Consider the following 15355-nt stretch of genomic DNA (forward strand, 5'->3'; position numbering starts at 1 on the left):
AAACAACTAGTTGTAAAAAAGACTAAACTTTTTGTTGTCATTTGATTAAAATCAAATCCGTAAAGATATCAATTCGACAACAAAGAGGAACGTCATGAAAGCCCTGATTGCAGCCATCCTTCTGGTAGCCAGTTCAATCGCGGTCGCAGCGCCTGGTGGTAACAACAAGGGTGGCGGCAACTCCGGTAATTCCGGCAACTCGGGTAATTCCGGTGGTTCCGGTGGTTCCAGCAGCCCTGGGCTGGGTACCGCCAGCGTCAATGACGTGATTCTGGCTGGCAAGACAGCCAACAATTTCGTGCTGACCAGCGGCAACGCGCAGTCGGGCCAATATGGCGACAGTTCGCTGTTCAGCAGTTCGTTTGGCGGCGGAACCTGGAATCTGCTGGGCAAGATCGGCTCCAACGGCGCCCTGTCGGGCTCTGCCAGCCAGGTCCTGGGTTCCAACCTGACCCTGACCTTCAGTGTGGCCAATGGCAGCAAATCCGGTACCTGGAGCATCACCTCCAGCAAGAGCCTGCAGATGGATCTGGTGCTGGGCATTCACGCGGGCAATGCTACCGGTTCCTTCCTCTTCGACAACCTGGTGCTCAACGCCGGCCAGACCAAGTCGGGCAGCTTTGCGATCAACTGGAACAACAATGGCGGGCAGGTGCCGGCGTTTTCCAACGCCACCCTGTTCACCTCCAACGCCTCGCTGCGCAGCGTCGCACCGGTGCCGGAACCGTCGACCTATGCCATGCTGCTGGCCGGTCTTGCCATGGTGGGATGGCTGGCTTGGCGCCGTCGCAGCCAGTTTGCTGCATCCGTACCGGCAGCTGCCGCCTGATCCGGGTTTGCGCCGCGCCACTGGGCGCACGTATGAAGAAAAACGCGCTGGCTTGCGGGCCAGCGCGTTTTTTTGTCATGTCCAACAGTCTTTGCGTGAATGCTGCGACGATCTCAGCGCTCGCGCACATCCGGCAGCAGTACCGTCAGCACCCCTGCCAGCGGCAGGAAGGCGCACAGGCTGTAGACCCAGGCGATGCCGTACAGGTCGGCCAGGTGACCCAGCAGCGCCGCACCGATCCCGCCGAAGCCGAACATGAGGCCGAAGAACACCCCCGCAATCATGCCCACCTTGCCCGGCACCAGCTCCTGGGCGTAGACCACGATGGCCGCAAAGGCCGAGGAAATCACCAGCCCGATCACCACCGACAGCACGGCCGTCCAGAACAGGTTGGCGTGCGGCAGCATCAGGGCGAACGGGGCGGCGCCCAGGATCGAGATCCAGATCACCAGCTTGCGGCCGATGCGGTCGCCAATCGGGCCGCCCACGAAGGTGCCCACCGCCACCGCCCCCAGGAACAGGAACAGATACAGCTGGGAGGAAGCCACCGACATCTGGAAGCGCTCGATCAGGTAGAAGGTGAAGTAACTGGTGAAGCTGGCCATGTAGAAATATTTGGAAAACACCAGCAGCGCCAGCACCACCAGCGCGCGGCGCACGGTGGCCGCCGGCAGCGCGTGGGCCGCGCGCGGCTTGCCTTTGCCCTTGTTGGCCGCGAGATGCCCGCGATACCAGGCCGACACCCGCGACAGCACCACGATGGCCAGCACCGACAGCAGCACGAACCAGGCCACGTTGCCCTGGCCATAGGGCACCACGATGGCTGCCGCCAGCAAGGGGCCGAAAGCCGAACCGGCATTGCCGCCGACCTGGAAGGTCGATTGCGCCAGGCCGAAGCGTCCCCCCGAGGCCATACGGGCGATGCGCGAGGCTTCCGGGTGGAAGGTGGAGGAACCGATGCCGATCAGGGCGGCCGCCAGCAGGAAGGCGTGGAAGCTGCCCGCCAGCGCCAGCAGCACGATGCCGACCAGGGTCGCCACGGCGCCGGTGGGCAGCAGCCAGGGCTGGGGATGGCGATCGGTATACATGCCGATCCAGGGTTGCAGCAGGGAGGCCGTGACCTGGAAGGTCAGCGTGATCAGCCCGACCTGGGTAAAGGTGAGGCCATAGCCGGTCTTGAGCATGGGATAGATCGAGGGCAGCAGCGCCTGGATCATGTCATTGATCAGGTGCGCACCGCCGCAGGCCAGGATGATGCTCATCACCAGCGGCTGGGCGGCGATGGCCGCAGGAGAATCGGTGGAGGCAGTCGCGCCGGAAGGCACGGCCGCATTGGAGTCGGTGGCACTGGTCATGGTGTGGAGAAGGCAAGCACGAGGAAGACTCGAAGCGTATCATTGGCACCTATTCATGATGATGACACTTGTTGTCGAATAAATGCCATGCGTGCCCACCTGACCTCCGTTTGTCCCAGCGCTGAAGTGGATGCGTTCCAGCACCTGCCCAGCAGCGTGGTGGCGTTTGCCCGCGAGCTCTCGGCGCGTGACCTGCTCACGGCGCACTCGCATCGGCGCGGCCAGTTGCTCTATGCGGTGGAGGGCGTGATGCAGGTGCGCACCCCGCAGGGCGTGTGGCTGGTGCCGCCGCTGCGGGCGCTGTGGGTGCCGCCCCAGGTGGAGCACGAGATCCTCATGCTCACGCGCGTGAGCATGCGCACGCTCTACATCGATGAGGCCCAGGGCCGCGAACTGGGCGCGCAATGCCGCCTGCTGGAAGTGTCGGTGCTGTTACGGGAACTGATCCTGGCGCTGCTGGCCGAGCCGCGCGAGTACGCGCCCCGCAGCCGCGCCGGCCATGTGGCCGAACTGATCCTGTCGGAACTGGCCCGTGCGCCCGCCATTCCGGTGGCCATCCCGTGGCCGCGCGACCGCCGCCTGCAGGCCATCTGCGAAGCCATCCTGGAGGACCCGGGGCGGCAGTTTTCCCTCGCCGACTGGGCGGGCATGGGCGGGGCCAGCGTGCGCACGGTGATCCGGCTCTTCCCGAAGGAAACGGGTTTGCAGTTTCGCCACTGGGTGCAGCAGGTGCACCTGAGCGAAGCACTGGTGCGGCTGGCGCGCGGCGACGCCGTGGGCGTGGTGGCGCAGGCGCTGGGCTATCGCAGCCAGAGCGCGTTTTCCAACATGTTCCGCAAGGCCTTGCGCAGTTCGCCCAACCACTACCACCCGCGCCAGGACAAGCGCCGCATCACGTTGGCGGCTCAATAATGGATGGTCACCACCTTGGGCCCGCGCCGCTTGTCCGGGACCACCGGTACCGGCTGTCCTGCGGCCATGCCGGCCGCGCCCCCGGGACGCTGCGCATCGCGGTCGAGGAAGTAGGGATCCTCCTCCGGGGCAAGCGCCGTGGCAGCGCCCAGGAACTGCCGGGCGCGCTCATTGGCCACTCCTTCGCCGACCGAGCAGACCTGGAAGAAGTCGGCACTGCCCTCGGAGAAGTCGACGCGGCACTTCTCGGCCACCACCACTGAAATGTCCAATGCGCCGGCATTGGCGGCCACGGCCCGCTCGCTGCGCGTGGCCTGCAGTGCCAGCAGCGAAGCCAGCAGGGCGATGACGGCATGTGTCTTGACCATGGGATTCTCCTGTCTGGTTTCCACTGTAGAGCAATGCCGCTGGCGCAGGCATCGGAGAAATCCTGAACCGCCACCTTGAGCAGGCCGGCAGAGGCGGCCAATTCCGGGCACACTGGCGGCTTCGTTCGCCTTCCATGGAGCCTGCATGTCTTCTCCCCACCGCCTGCCCGCCATCAGCCGCGAGGCCATGCGCCCTGACCAGACCGCGATGCTCGATGCCATCCTGGCCGGCCCGCGCAAGAATCTCAACGGACCTTTCGTGGCCTGGATCCACAGCCCGCCGCTGGGCGAACTGGCCCAGCGCCTGGGGGCCTTCTGCCGCTATGACACCGGCCTGCCGCTGCGCCTCTCGGAGCTGGCCATTCTTACCACCGCCGCCTGCTGGCAATCGCAGGCGGAATGGTTCATCCATCTGCCCATCGCTATCGAGGCCGGCATCGATCCGGCCTTGGCCGAGCAGATCCGGCTGGGCCAGTCACCGCAGTTCGTGGCCGACGATGAGGCCGTGATCTGGCGCTTCGCCAGCGAGCTTTACCGCGACAAGCGGGTCAGCGATGCCACCTATGCGCAGGCCTGCGAGATGTTCGGCTTGCAGGTCGTGGTCAACCTGGTCGGCTTGCTGGGCTATTACGCGCTGGTGGCCATGACCCTCAATACCTTCGGCATGCGTGCCGAAGGGCAGGGGGAGGACAGCCTGCCCTTCGCGGAGCCGCCCGCCCGCGCCGGCTGATCGACCGAGACGCCGCGTCCCGCCTGGCTGTTGCTGGTTTTCAAGTGTAAAGATTGTCGATCTTCCACCGTTACCAAGTCATGAGAGCTCCGAACCAGGAGAGTGAACATGGCAATGGAAACCGATCTGGTCATCACCGCGCGCGACGCCCTCGCGCAACTGGCGCAGCAAAACCCGCCGCGCAATGACGCCGCGCCCGCAGCGGCGAGCACGCCTGCGCCCTTGGCACCGGCCGTGCCGGACGAGGGCGTGACGCTGTCGCTGTCGGCGCAGGGCAAGCTGATGGCCGCGCTGGCCACGGCCGTCGACAAGGTCACCACAGCCGCAGTGGATTCCACCGAAGCTGCGCAGGCGGCCACGGTGCAAGCGCTCGCCCGGTCGGTGGCTGATGCGGCCGGTCCGGTCACGCGTGCCACGCTCTTCGCCATCGAAGCCCGCCTGGTGGCCGCGCGCCGTGGCAGCGACGCCATCGCCGCAGCCGACGCTGAAGTGCCGCCCTCGAACGATCCCCAGCGGCTGCGCCAGGCACGCCAGGCGACCGAGTCCTTGTATGGACGTGCGGACAATCCGTTTGCATACAAGTCGCGCGCCGAGCTCTCGGCCATCGTGTATGACGAGAGCGGCTCCTACACCGTCAACGAGCGCTACGCTGCGGCCAACCAGCGCACCGAACTGGACCAGAAGTTCTGGGCGCCAGTGTTCCAGCGCGCCCTCGAGAGTGGTGACTGGAAACCGGTCATCACGGCCGCGCTGGTGTTCTATGCCAGCTTGTCTGCATTGGAGCAGACCGCCTATCCGGACAACTACGCCCAATTGCTGCAGCAATACCTGGATCTCTACCAGTTGCAGTCGCCGTCTTCCCCCAGCGCGCTGCCGCCGCAGCAACAGATGGACCTGGCGCGCATGCTGGAAACCCTGGTGCTGCCGCTGGGCCCGCTGGCGCTGGCCGGTGGCGTGATCCGGGGATTGGCACTGCCGCGCCTGGGACCGTCGCTGGCCGAACTGATCGCCGCTGCACCGCGCCTGGCCGATCTGCTCCAGGTCAACAACAGCGCGCAGGCGGCCCAGGACGGCGCCTACCTGATGTTGTTGCAGCGGGTCTTTGGCGTGTCACGGCGGGAAGATGAGCCGGCACCGGTGCGCCGTGCGGCAGCCGGCACCAGCGCGCGCGACTTCCTTGCCTATGGCGACCGGCGCCTGCTGGCCGAAGCTTACGATTACGCGCAGGCCCACGAGATGGCGCTGGAAGAAGTCGATGCGCTGGCGCGCGACCTGGCGGCCTATCGTCGTGCCCGTGCCGGGAATGCGGGTCTGTTGGGGGCAGGCCAGGGCGCTGCTGCCACCAGTGCAGGCAGCGTGGACGCCGTCGATGAGGTGTTATCCCATGCGGCCCGCATGAGCAGCGAAGAAGCCACGATTGCACGGCGCCTGCTGGCCAGCCGTGCGGCCAGCCTGACGCGGCTCGACCACGGTTTCCTGGCCTGGCTGCTGGATCCTGCCGGAGGCGGCTGGCGCGATGGTCAACTCAGTGGCCACGCCGTCAGTTTCAGCGCGCTGGAGAAATTGCTGGCCGGCCTGGCCGGGGTGAACATCGGCGAGTCCGTGGGCGATGCCAGCGCGGTGGAGGCGTCCTATCGCATGGTGCTTGAACGCATCGCGCTGCAGGACCCTTACCTGCTGCGCCAGCCGGCGCATGCCGCCGCCGAGGGCACGCAGACGCTGACACTGGCCGCGCAGATGGCTGCGCTGGCGCGCAGCGATGCGGCCGATACCGCCTTCATGAACAATGCCCTGATGCTGTTGCGCATGTATCGCATGTCGCTGACCATGAGCCCGGCCGAGCAGCGCACGCTGGCCGAGCTGGTGTATTCGGCCATGAAGAAGCGGCGCGTGCGCACGCGCCGTGGCAAGCTCTTCGTGGCCTGGGCCGGGCGCAGTCCGCTGATGCCCTCGCTGCCCGGCTGAGTCGCTGCCCCGCTGACCTGACTTCACGCCACCGGCCAGGCGCGCTCCAGGATGGCCTGCTGCACGCCCAAGGTGGTGCCATCCAGGGCGCCGTAGACGCGCGCGCCATCGCCGTCGCTGCGGCTGGCGAGGAAGGCCTCGGCCGATTCCTTCGGGGCGTGACGTAGCATCAGCATGCTTTGCAAGGCCAGTACCAGTTGCTGCACCAGCCGGCGTGCGCAGGCTTCACGTTCTTCTTCCGGTGCGGCCAGCGACTGCTTGAGCGTGCGCACCTGTCGCGCCAGTGCCGGATGGGCGCTGGCGGCATCGTCGAGTTCCATCAACAGCCGCGCAAAGCCCTCGGCCTCGCGGCTAATCGCGCGCAGCACATCGAGGCACATCACGTTGCCGGATCCTTCCCAGATCGAATTGACCGGCGCTTCGCGATACAGGCGCGCCATCGGTGCGCTTTCCACATAGCCGTTGCCGCCCCAGACTTCCATGCATTCGCCGGTGAAGGCCAGTGCACGCTTGCAGATCCAGAATTTGGCAGCGGGTGTGACGATGCGCTTCCAGGCGCGCTGCAGTGGATCATCGGGGGCATCGAAGGCATGTGCCAGGCGCAGCATGAGCATGGTGGCGGCCTCGCTTTCCAGCGCCAGGTCGGCCACCACCGCGCGCATGATCGGCTGCTCGGCCAGCCGGCGGCCGAAGGCGCTGCGGTGGCGCGCATGGTGGATGGCCAGCACCAGCGCCTGGCGCATCAACGCGGCGCTGCCGATGACGCAATCCAGGCGCGTGTGGTTGGCCATCTCGATGATGGTGGGAATGCCGCGTCCGTCTTCGCCGACCATGATGCCCATGGCTTCTTCGAACTCCACCTCGCTGCTGCTGTTGGAGCGATTGCCGAGCTTGTCCTTGAGGCGCTGGATCAGTACCGGATTGCGTGTGCCATCGGGCAGCCAGCGCGGCACGAAGAAACAGGACAGGCCATTCTCGGTACGGGCCAGCATCAGGTGCGCATCGCACATCGGCGCCGAGAAGAACCACTTGTGGCCGGAGAGCAGGTAGGCCTTGCCGCGCCCGCTATCGAGCGGATCGACCGCCATGGCGATGGAGGCATTGCTGCGCACGTCCGAGCCGCCCTGTTTTTCGGTCATGCCCATGCCGATCAGGATGGAGCGCTTCTGCGTCATCGGCAGGTCGCGCCCGTCGTGCTCGCGCGAGAACAGGCGGCCCTGCAATTGCGCGAACAATGCCGGCTCCTGCTGCAACACCGGGATGGCGGCGAAGGTCATGGTGGTAGGACAGAGCGAGCCGGCCTCGACCTGGGCATGCAGGAAGTAGCCCGCGGCCCGTGCCGCGTGTGCGCCGTCGCCGGGCTGCATCCACGGCAGCGCATGCAGGCCGGCGCGGCGCAGCTGCTCCAGCAGCGTATGCCAGGCCGGATGGAACTCCACCACGTCGATGCGATGGCCGGTACGGTCATGCGTGTGCAGCACCGGTGTGTGGGTGTTGGCCAGTGCGGCCAGTTCGCCCATCTCGGCGCGGCCCAGCACTTCGCCCTGGCAGGCGAGCGTGCCATCGTGCCAGTGCGCGCCTTCGCGGTGCACTGCCTCGGTGAGGGCGAGGTCGCTGTGGTAGAGGTTGTAATCGCACAGGTCGGGGACCTGGTTGAGGATGTCGTGGGTGTGCATGTCGTCTCCATGGTTGCGCAGCCGCTTGCCGATGAGTACGCCCTGTTGGAGTTGTGATGGGACGTGCCCGATACAGTGTAGGGCATCGCCGGTGGGCGGACAGGGCAACAATGCTTTAAATGATTTGGCTATATCCTTATAAGCATCTTGTTAGGGCGCGCCACCGGCACATGCGCTGGAGTCATATTAGAATGCCCCTTTCGACCAAAGATCGCCCCGTGTCCCTGCACGGCTGCGCAAGGAATCCAAGCAGATGTCTTATCCGACCATCGAATCCACCATCGGCAACACCCCGCTGATCCAGTTGCCGCGCATCGGCGGCGAAGAAGCCAAGCGCCGCAACAACCTCATCCTCGGCAAGCTGGAGGGCAACAATCCCGCAGGCTCCGTCAAGGACCGCGCTGCCTACTCCATGATCACCCGTGCCGAGGCGCGCGGCCAGATCAAGCCGGGCGACACCCTCATCGAAGCCACCAGCGGCAACACCGGCATCGCCCTGGCGATGGTGGCGGCCATGCGCGGTTACAAGATGGTCTTGCTGATGCCGGAAAATCTTTCCGAAGAACGTCGCCAGAGCATGGCCGCCTATGGGGCGAAGATCGTGCTGACGCCCAAGAGCGGCGGCATGGAATACGCCCGCGACCTGGCCGAGCAGATGCAGAAAAACGGTGAAGGCCTGATCCTCGACCAGTTCGCCAATCCCGACAATCCGCTGGCACACTACGAGACCACCGGTCCCGAGATCTGGCGCGATACCAAGGGCAGCATCACCCACTTCGTCAGTGCCATGGGCACGACCGGCACCATCATGGGCGTGTCGCAGTACCTCAAGGAGCAGAACGCCCAGGTGCAGATCGTGGGTGCGCAGCCGGAAGAGGGCTCCTCCATCCCCGGTATCCGCAAGTGGCCCGAAGCCTACCTGCCGAAGATCTTCGACCGCTCGCGCGTGGACCAGGTGGAGTCGGTCAGCCAGGCCGATGCCGAAAACATGGCCCGCAAGCTGGCCGTGACCGAAGGCCTGTTCTGCGGCATCTCGGCCGCCGGCGCGTGCGAAGTGGCGGTGCGCCTGTCGCATCAGCTGGAGAATGCGACCATCGTCTTCATCGTCTGCGATCGCGGGGATCGCTATCTGTCCACCGGTGTGTTTCCGGCGTGAGCCGGGCAAGATTGCAGTCGCGCCAGACGTGAGTGCAAGCCGCAATGAAAAACGGAGCCAGAGGCTCCGTTTTTTGTATGGTCAGACGCGAGGAAAACTTATTTTTTGCTGAGCAGAAACTAAGTAAACCCCGGTATCCGCAACACCACCATGACAGCGGTGCTGCGTGAGAGCACCCGCTTACTCGGGCGTGCCGCCAGTCGGTGCCGGTGCGCCCGGTGCTGCACCTGGCTTCGGCTTGAACTGCTTGTCGCTGATACGGAATTTCTCGCGGCGGTCGCCCATCAGTTCGCGCAGTTCGCGGATCGACAGTTCGCTCACCTCGTGCATGCGGATGAGCAGCGATGCGCCCACCGGCAGGCGGCGGTGACGGATCTTGCTGATCACCGGCGGTGCCACTTCCAGCGCACGCGAGAGCGCGGCATCGTTCTTCAGGTGCAGCTTTTCGATCAGCGCATCGAGCAGATGGTTGGGATCGTAGTTGACGTGATCGGTGATCGAGTTGGATTCAGCAGTATCGTGGGTATTCATGATCGGGACGTTCCATTATGCAGATGTTTGTGGAAGGCTTTGCGCCTATGCATTAATTGTTTGTAAAACTGCAAAACGCGACTGACGTTATCCGAGAAGGGGTTGCCTTTTTCTGCAAGATATCGAAAGCCCTATCAAAGAACGGCTTCAAAACAACACGTATCTATTTCTCTGTTCTCTGACCAAGTGCGCCTGAAGCAGCACAACAATAATTCTATGTCTATATAGAAATAATTGCACATTTTTCATGCAGTCAGAAAATTCTATTCCACAATAGTTGCAGAAACTCATTTTCGAATTTGTAACAGATATTAACAGGATTTTTTGCCCATTTGCTAGCGTTGTTCTTTTGATACGACAAATGGGAGCATATTCCACCCACTTAGCCCCAATTTGCGCAAGGTAGCCATGTTTTTCTCAAAGATGGCGGCCGCATCGGGGTAGGCCGCCACGGCCCGGTCGATGCTGCTTTCTCGCAACAGATGGAGGATGGGAAAAGGCGAGCGATTGCTGTAGTTCTCGATATCGTCGGGTCCCGCGTCGGCAAACTGGTAATCCGGGTGGAAGCTGGCGATCTGCAATTGCCCGTCCAGCTCCAGTCTTTCCAGCAGGCGGTCGGCCCAGTCCAGGAAGTCGTTGTACTCGTAAAAATCGGCTAATGCGAGCGGGATGATGAAGAGGGTGGTATCCACCTGTTCCGGGTCGGCTTTTGCCAGAAAGCTCAGTTCTTGTTCCAGCTCAACGGAAAGTGCATCCCAATCCTGATGCCGGCTGACGTGGTATCTGACCTGATTCTTCACATGGACCGACTTGGCAAATGGACAGAGATTCAGGCCGATCACGGCCTGCTCCAACCAGGCGCGGGTAAGGGCTGCGACGTCCTTGTCGCTCGTAGTTGTCGGGGAAAGGGCTGGGGAAGGTGAAGAAGTGCTCATAGGGGCATTGTCGCACGGCCACAGCGGGGGAAGCCACGGTGACTCGCCCCCGGTTTGACCTGCTCCAACACAAACGCCCACGGCCGCGCCAGATCGGCTATGCTTGCCAACCTTTGGCGGCGCAGCCCGGCTGCGCCGCTGCCTTTTCCCGCACGAACAGATTCCCATGGCGCTCAAATCCACCATCTTCAAGGCCGACCTGCAGATTTCCGACATGGACCGGCACTATTACCAGCAGCATGCCCTGACCATCGCCCGCCATCCTTCCGAGACCGACGAGCGCATGATGATCCGCGTGCTGGCCTTCGCGCTCAATGCCAGCGAGGCCCTGGCCTTCGGCAAGGGTTTGTCCGATACCGACGAGCCGGACCTGTGGCAGAAGGACCTGACCGGCGCCATCGAAGTGTGGGTGGAAGTGGGCCAGCCGGATGACCGCGCCATCCTCAAGGCCTGCGGCCGAGCGGACAAGGTGCTGGTCTACAGCTACAGCAGCACCTCCCACATCTGGTGGAATCAGACCGGCAGCCGCGTGGACCGCGCCAAGAATCTCAAGGTCATCAACATCCCGGCCGAGCCCAGCCAGGCCCTGGCGGCGCTGGCCCAGCGCACCATGCAGCTGCAATGCACGATCCAGGACGGGCAGATCTGGCTGGGTGCCAATGAAAACATGGTGTTGATCGAGCCGGAGACCATCAAGGACTTTGCCTGATTGCCAGCATCAGGCCGCTTCAAACCAAGCGCAGAGGAGACAAGAGCCAGGGCCATACCTGCCTGTTGCCGATGCAGTACGTCCAATGGCCCGCACCCAAGGCGCAGGCCGGCGGGCAGCAGGGCGGCTTGCTGTTCTGGGGGATCCGCACTGCTGCCATGCCAGGGAGTTACCAGCGATAACGCCAGCCCGCCACCACGGCGTGCTGGGTCTGCAGGTCGTTCAGGCCCAAGTTGTAGTCAAGGAACAGGCTCGACGCCTGGCCCAGCTTGCCGGACAGGCCCGCACCCAGCACCAGGCCATCGCGCTTCTGTTGCAGGCCGGCGACCTGGAAGTTGACGCCCGGCGCGCCCTGGAAGGAGGCATTGAGGCTACCGCCGGCATCCAGCCATTGATGGCTCCAGAAGGCACGCAGCTCGCTCTGCAGCTTGCCGTCTTCGCGCAGGGGCAGGTGCCAGCGGGCACCCACCATCGACACCGCCGAGCGTGAAGTCTGCGCACTGGCATTGAGGCCGAGCACACCGGCACCGTTTTCGGAGAAGGCATCCTGGCGCAGCAGCGTGCCTTGCAGCGAGACCAGCGGCTCGAACACGTAGCTGCCACGATCGATACGATAGCTGGCCTCGGCATGCAGGCCCAGTTCATCGCCGTTGTAGTCACCGCTCGCGCGCGAGACATCATTGCCGATCACGATGCTGCGCTGGGTAGCGTACTGGTTGCGGCCATAACCGACGATGCCCTTGAAGCGCCAGTCACCGCTCTGGTACTGCGCGTACACGGCAACCTGATGGCCTTCGACCTTGGCGCTGTCGCCGGCGGTGTTGTAGGCCAGGCGGGTATTGTCGTAGTGATAGGCCAGGCCCGCGCTCCAGCGATCATCCAGCACCCGTTCCACGCCCACCAGCAGGCCATTGCTGTTACTTGTGTAGCCGGCGGCGTTGCCGTCGGAGCGGGTATTGCCATGGCCGCCCGCAACCTGCGCCCAGGCGCCGCCATCTTCGCGCGCACGCAAGGGCAACAGGCCACTGCTGCCGTTGCTGCTGTCGGTCATGGTAGCGGCGCTGTACTGGTAGTCATAGCGATCCGTCTCGGCCGAGGCCAGTTGCAGCTGGCTCATCGCAAAACCGCTGCCGCCGGAGAAGGCGGACCCGCCGCCGATGTTGCGGTTACCCAGGGTCTGCAGCGATTGGCCCATCAGGCCCAGCGTGGACAGGCCCTGATAGGCGCGTCCCCCCAGGCTCTCGAAGGCGCTGCGCGCCTGCACCGCCGACAGGCCGTCGATCAGCGCCAGTTTGGCGCGCATGGCGCTGGACAGGCCTGTCACCTGGCCGGCCTGGCTCAGGGCATTGGCCACGCTGGCCTGGTTGCCGGTAGTGGTGACCGAGGCATAGCTGTTGCCGTTGCGCGCCATCGTCAATTGCACCGCATTGCCGGTATAGCTGACCGTGGGCGAGACAAAGGCAAAGTCGCTGCGCACGGCATTGAAGGTGCCGCTCACGCTGCCACTGGTCGACAGGATGGTATAGGGCGTGCTCAGCGCATAGGCGCCGCTGCCGGCGGCGATCGACAGGCTGCCGGCCAGGGTGGCATTGCCGTTGACCTGGATCAGGCCGCCGCTGCCGTCGGCGCTGGTGCTGACCTGGGTGGTGGCGCCGTCCTGCAGGTTCAGGTTGCCCTGGACCGTCAGCCTCGACGTGCCGGCCGTGGCCAGCGTGCCACCGGCGGCGACGGTGGTGCTGCCCACCGTGCCGGTGCCGGAGAGGGTGCCGCCACTGTTGACGCGCACTGTGCCACCCAGCACGCCGTTGACACTGAGCTTGCCGCCATTGACATTGGTGCGGCCGGCGAAGCTGGTCGAGTTGCCGCTGAAGACCGTTTCGCCGGCCAGCTGGTTGATCGTGCCGTTGCCCGAGATGGCCGCTGCCAGCGTGTAGTTGCTGCTGCCGCTGGCATTGTGGTTCAGGTTCAGCGTACCGTTGCCGGCGCCGAAGGCCAGCGATGTGGTGTCGAGCTGGCCGGGCGCGGCTGCCGTGCTGCCAGGGGCGGCACCGACGTTGAGGGTGCCTGTGGAACCACTGCTGGTGGCGATGCGGATCACCGAGGCGGTAGCGCGCGCGCCGTTGCTGATGGTCAGGGTGCCATTGCCACCGGCCCCGACATGCAAGGAGTTGGTGGTGATCCAGGCCGAGTTGGCACCGGTCAGCGTCACGCTGCCGTTGCTGTTGGCATTGTTGGCGATATAGCTGCGGTTGCCGGTGACCTGCCCGCCATCGGAGATGGTCAGCGCACCGTTGCCCAGGCGACCAACGTTGACGTCCGAGCTGCTGCTCCAGGTGGAGCCGGCCCCGGTCACCGTCATGGTGCCGGAGGCGCCATTGAGGTCGCCCAGCAGGCCCTGCACATCGTTGATGCGGCCGCCGCCCGAGATGACGACGCTGCCCGTGGCACCATTGTTGTGGCCGACCAGGAAGTCTCCCGAGTGGTTCCAGACCGAGCCGCTGCCGGTGACCAGGGCGCTGCTGTTGGACCCCGCTTCGGTTCCCACATAGCCATCGGTGCTGGTGACGTTGCCGCCTCCCGAGATGGTCAGGTTGCCGCTGCCGACATTGCCCACGTAGAGCACGCCGGTGTTGATCCACTTGCTGCCGCTGCCGGACACGGTGACATTGCCGCTGCTGCCTGCCAGGTGGCCGACCAGAGCGCCCGTATCGGTGACCACGCCGCCATTGCTGATGCTGAGGTTGCCGCTGGCGCCGTCGCCGTAGCCGATCGACAGGCGATCGCTGGCGGTGAAGTTGGCATTGTTGACCGTGAGCGTGCCGCGCGCGCCAGTGACGTCACCCAGATGCACGACCGCGGCGGTCGCATTGGCGCCATGGCTGACGGTGAGCCCTCCGGTGCCGCCCGTGGAGCCGGAGCCGGCGTCACCGCCCACGGTGAGGTTGCCCGCCGCCAGCGAAGAACCGGTGCCGCTGACGCTGACGCTGCTGTTGGAGCTGCCCTGGCGCCCGATTACCGTATAGGCGCTGCTGACATTGGCACTGCCACTGATGGTGAGGTTGCCATCGTTGACCGTGCCCACGAAGAGCGAACCGGTATTGGTCCAGCGACTGCCGACGCCGCTGATATTGACGGTTGCCAGCGTGCTGCCGGCGGTACCGATCACGCCGGTAACCGAATCCACCGTGGAGCCACCGGTGATGGAAAGGCTGGCACTGCCGCCACTGCCGACCGTGAGGCGGTCACCGATCAGCCATTGCGCCCCGTTGATCAGGCTGGCGCTGCCATTGCTGCCGCCGCCGCTACCCAGCACCACCGAGCCGCTCATGTTGACGACACCGCCATCGACCCGTATCGTGCCGACCGCCCCGGTGTTGCCGATGACCAGGCCGTTGCCGATCAGGCTGCTGTTGGTATTGATCGTGAGGTTGCCTACGCCACCGCTGCCACCACCGACATACGTGGTGCCGCTGACGTTGGCGAGCGCCCCGGCGCCAAGCGTCAAGGACCCGACGCCATTGAGGCCGACGATCGCATCGCCGCTGCTGTTGAGCCGGGCGCTGCCATTGGTGCCGCTGCCGGTGACGGTAATGGTGCCGTTGGAGCCGTTGCTGTTGCCGATCAGGACCGACGAGGTGTTCAGCGTCGCCTGGTTGATCTGCAGGTTGCCCACCGTACTGCCGCCGACGGTCAGTGCCTGGATGGTGGTGTTGCTGGAAAGCACCGGATCGACGCCGGGATAGGCATTGATGACCGCAGCATCCGTGGAGGTGGGGGCTGCCCCCGTCCATTGCCAGTTGCTGTTGTTGGTCCAGTTGTTGTCGACGTTGCCGGTCCAGGACGCCACCTGGGCGTTCGCGGTGCTGCCGATCAGCAGCAGTGTTGCCAGTGCGCTGACTGGCAACGGTCTTGCATTGGCGAAGCTGCGCTTCGAGTGCATGATTTCCCCCCCCGGGTAAGAGGCTGCCTGTTGCCGACATCTCTTTGCGGATGAGCTGGCGTTGCAGCCGATGTTTGTTATTGATTGATCTTTACGGAAAGCCGCAATGATTTTACAGGCATCAAGGCGCTCTTATGGCGAGAGGGATTGTTTTTGTGAAAGCGGCTCTCATCGGCGAGCCTTTTTTTGTTGTTGGCGGGCCCGCCAGGAATGTCCACGCGCATCAACAAGTGATCCTGGAGGCAGTCA

General features: G+C 64.5%; 12 protein-coding genes. 6 read left to right on the top strand and 6 right to left on the bottom strand.

All coding sequences use genetic code 11. The features are described from left to right. Positions 1–94 precede the first annotated feature (94 nt). The gene (locus tag CEJ45_RS08765) at positions 95–829 is read left to right on the top strand and encodes a PEP-CTERM sorting domain-containing protein (protein WP_088754766.1); all 735 of its coding nucleotides are present in this window, start codon (positions 95–97) and stop codon (positions 827–829) included. Between the two features lie 113 nt (positions 830–942). Here the strand turns inward: CEJ45_RS08765 and CEJ45_RS08770 are convergent, their stop codons facing one another. Next, entirely contained in the window at positions 943–2184 is a 1242-nt protein-coding gene (locus CEJ45_RS08770; protein WP_088754767.1) for an MFS transporter, read from the bottom strand. Between the two features lie 87 nt (positions 2185–2271). Here CEJ45_RS08770 and CEJ45_RS08775 point away from each other — a divergent pair, with 87 nt between their 5' ends. Continuing rightward, positions 2272–3096: an AraC family transcriptional regulator gene (locus CEJ45_RS08775; protein WP_088754768.1), complete on the top strand. Its 825-nt coding sequence runs from the start codon at positions 2272–2274 to the stop codon at positions 3094–3096. Here the strand turns inward: CEJ45_RS08775 and CEJ45_RS08780 are convergent. Next, positions 3090–3464 carry a hypothetical protein gene (locus tag CEJ45_RS08780; RefSeq protein WP_229296979.1) on the bottom strand — a complete coding sequence of 125 codons (375 nt, stop codon included), beginning with the start codon at positions 3462–3464 and terminating at the stop codon, positions 3090–3092. The two genes, CEJ45_RS08775 and CEJ45_RS08780, sit on opposite strands and share 7 nt — an antisense overlap. A gap of 145 nt (positions 3465–3609) precedes the next feature. Here CEJ45_RS08780 and CEJ45_RS08785 point away from each other — a divergent pair, with 145 nt between their 5' ends. Beyond that, positions 3610–4194 carry a carboxymuconolactone decarboxylase family protein gene (locus CEJ45_RS08785; RefSeq protein ID WP_088754769.1) on the top strand — a complete coding sequence of 195 codons (585 nt, stop codon included), beginning with the start codon at positions 3610–3612 and terminating at the stop codon, positions 4192–4194. 108 nt (positions 4195–4302) lie between these two features. Continuing rightward, complete coding sequence (locus CEJ45_RS08790; protein WP_088754770.1) at positions 4303–6159, top strand: hypothetical protein; 1857 nt, start codon at positions 4303–4305, stop codon at positions 6157–6159. 23 nt (positions 6160–6182) lie between these two features. On the opposite strand, the gene CEJ45_RS08795 is transcribed toward CEJ45_RS08790, so the two are convergent. Continuing rightward, complete coding sequence (locus CEJ45_RS08795; protein ID WP_088754771.1) at positions 6183–7835, bottom strand: isovaleryl-CoA dehydrogenase; 1653 nt, start codon at positions 7833–7835, stop codon at positions 6183–6185. Between the two features lie 253 nt (positions 7836–8088). On the opposite strand from CEJ45_RS08795, the gene cysM reads away from it, so the two are divergent. Beyond that, positions 8089–8991: a cysteine synthase CysM gene (gene cysM / locus CEJ45_RS08800; protein WP_088754772.1), complete on the top strand. Its 903-nt coding sequence runs from the start codon at positions 8089–8091 to the stop codon at positions 8989–8991. 180 nt (positions 8992–9171) lie between these two features. On the opposite strand, the gene CEJ45_RS08805 is transcribed toward cysM, so the two are convergent. Together CEJ45_RS08805 and CEJ45_RS08810 are read right to left on the bottom strand one after the other, a co-directional pair. Further along, positions 9172–9522, bottom strand: coding sequence for a hypothetical protein (locus tag CEJ45_RS08805; RefSeq protein ID WP_088754773.1), 351 nt, complete (start codon positions 9520–9522; stop codon positions 9172–9174). A 335-nt stretch (positions 9523–9857) separates the two neighbouring features. Next, the gene (locus CEJ45_RS08810; RefSeq protein ID WP_088754774.1) at positions 9858–10457 is read right to left on the bottom strand and encodes a DUF1415 domain-containing protein; all 600 of its coding nucleotides are present in this window, start codon (positions 10455–10457) and stop codon (positions 9858–9860) included. Positions 10458–10623: 166 nt separating this feature from the next. Between CEJ45_RS08810 and CEJ45_RS08815 the strand changes: the two genes are divergently transcribed. Beyond that, a complete protein-coding gene (locus CEJ45_RS08815; RefSeq protein ID WP_088754775.1) occupies positions 10624–11166 on the top strand; it encodes a YaeQ family protein in 543 nt (180 codons plus the stop codon). Between the two features lie 169 nt (positions 11167–11335). On the opposite strand, the gene CEJ45_RS08820 is transcribed toward CEJ45_RS08815, so the two are convergent. Then, a complete protein-coding gene (locus tag CEJ45_RS08820; RefSeq protein WP_088754776.1) occupies positions 11336–15106 on the bottom strand; it encodes an autotransporter domain-containing protein in 3771 nt (1256 codons plus the stop codon). Between the last annotated feature and the right edge of the window lie 249 nt (positions 15107–15355).

This window comes from Herbaspirillum aquaticum (genome assembly GCF_002213425.1).
GTDB classification, from domain to species: domain Bacteria; phylum Pseudomonadota; class Gammaproteobacteria; order Burkholderiales; family Burkholderiaceae_D; genus Herbaspirillum; species Herbaspirillum aquaticum.

What these genes read in the sequence shown, in the direction of transcription:
- CEJ45_RS08795 (WP_088754771.1), bottom strand. Translation starts at nt 7,835, where the DNA reads ATGCACACCCACGACATCCTCAACCAGGTCCCCGACCTGTGCGATTAC.
- CEJ45_RS08790 (WP_088754770.1), top strand. Translation starts at nt 4,303, where the DNA reads ATGGCAATGGAAACCGATCTGGTCATCACCGCGCGCGACGCCCTCGCG.
- CEJ45_RS08780 (WP_229296979.1), bottom strand. Translation starts at nt 3,464, where the DNA reads ATGGTCAAGACACATGCCGTCATCGCCCTGCTGGCTTCGCTGCTGGCA.
- CEJ45_RS08805 (WP_088754773.1), bottom strand. Translation starts at nt 9,522, where the DNA reads ATGAATACCCACGATACTGCTGAATCCAACTCGATCACCGATCACGTC.
- CEJ45_RS08785 (WP_088754769.1), top strand. Translation starts at nt 3,610, where the DNA reads ATGTCTTCTCCCCACCGCCTGCCCGCCATCAGCCGCGAGGCCATGCGC.
- CEJ45_RS08765 (WP_088754766.1), top strand. Translation starts at nt 95, where the DNA reads ATGAAAGCCCTGATTGCAGCCATCCTTCTGGTAGCCAGTTCAATCGCG.
- CEJ45_RS08815 (WP_088754775.1), top strand. Translation starts at nt 10,624, where the DNA reads ATGGCGCTCAAATCCACCATCTTCAAGGCCGACCTGCAGATTTCCGAC.
- cysM (WP_088754772.1), top strand. Translation starts at nt 8,089, where the DNA reads ATGTCTTATCCGACCATCGAATCCACCATCGGCAACACCCCGCTGATC.
- CEJ45_RS08770 (WP_088754767.1), bottom strand. Translation starts at nt 2,184, where the DNA reads ATGACCAGTGCCACCGACTCCAATGCGGCCGTGCCTTCCGGCGCGACT.
- CEJ45_RS08820 (WP_088754776.1), bottom strand. Translation starts at nt 15,106, where the DNA reads ATGCACTCGAAGCGCAGCTTCGCCAATGCAAGACCGTTGCCAGTCAGC.
- CEJ45_RS08810 (WP_088754774.1), bottom strand. Translation starts at nt 10,457, where the DNA reads ATGAGCACTTCTTCACCTTCCCCAGCCCTTTCCCCGACAACTACGAGC.
- CEJ45_RS08775 (WP_088754768.1), top strand. Translation starts at nt 2,272, where the DNA reads ATGCGTGCCCACCTGACCTCCGTTTGTCCCAGCGCTGAAGTGGATGCG.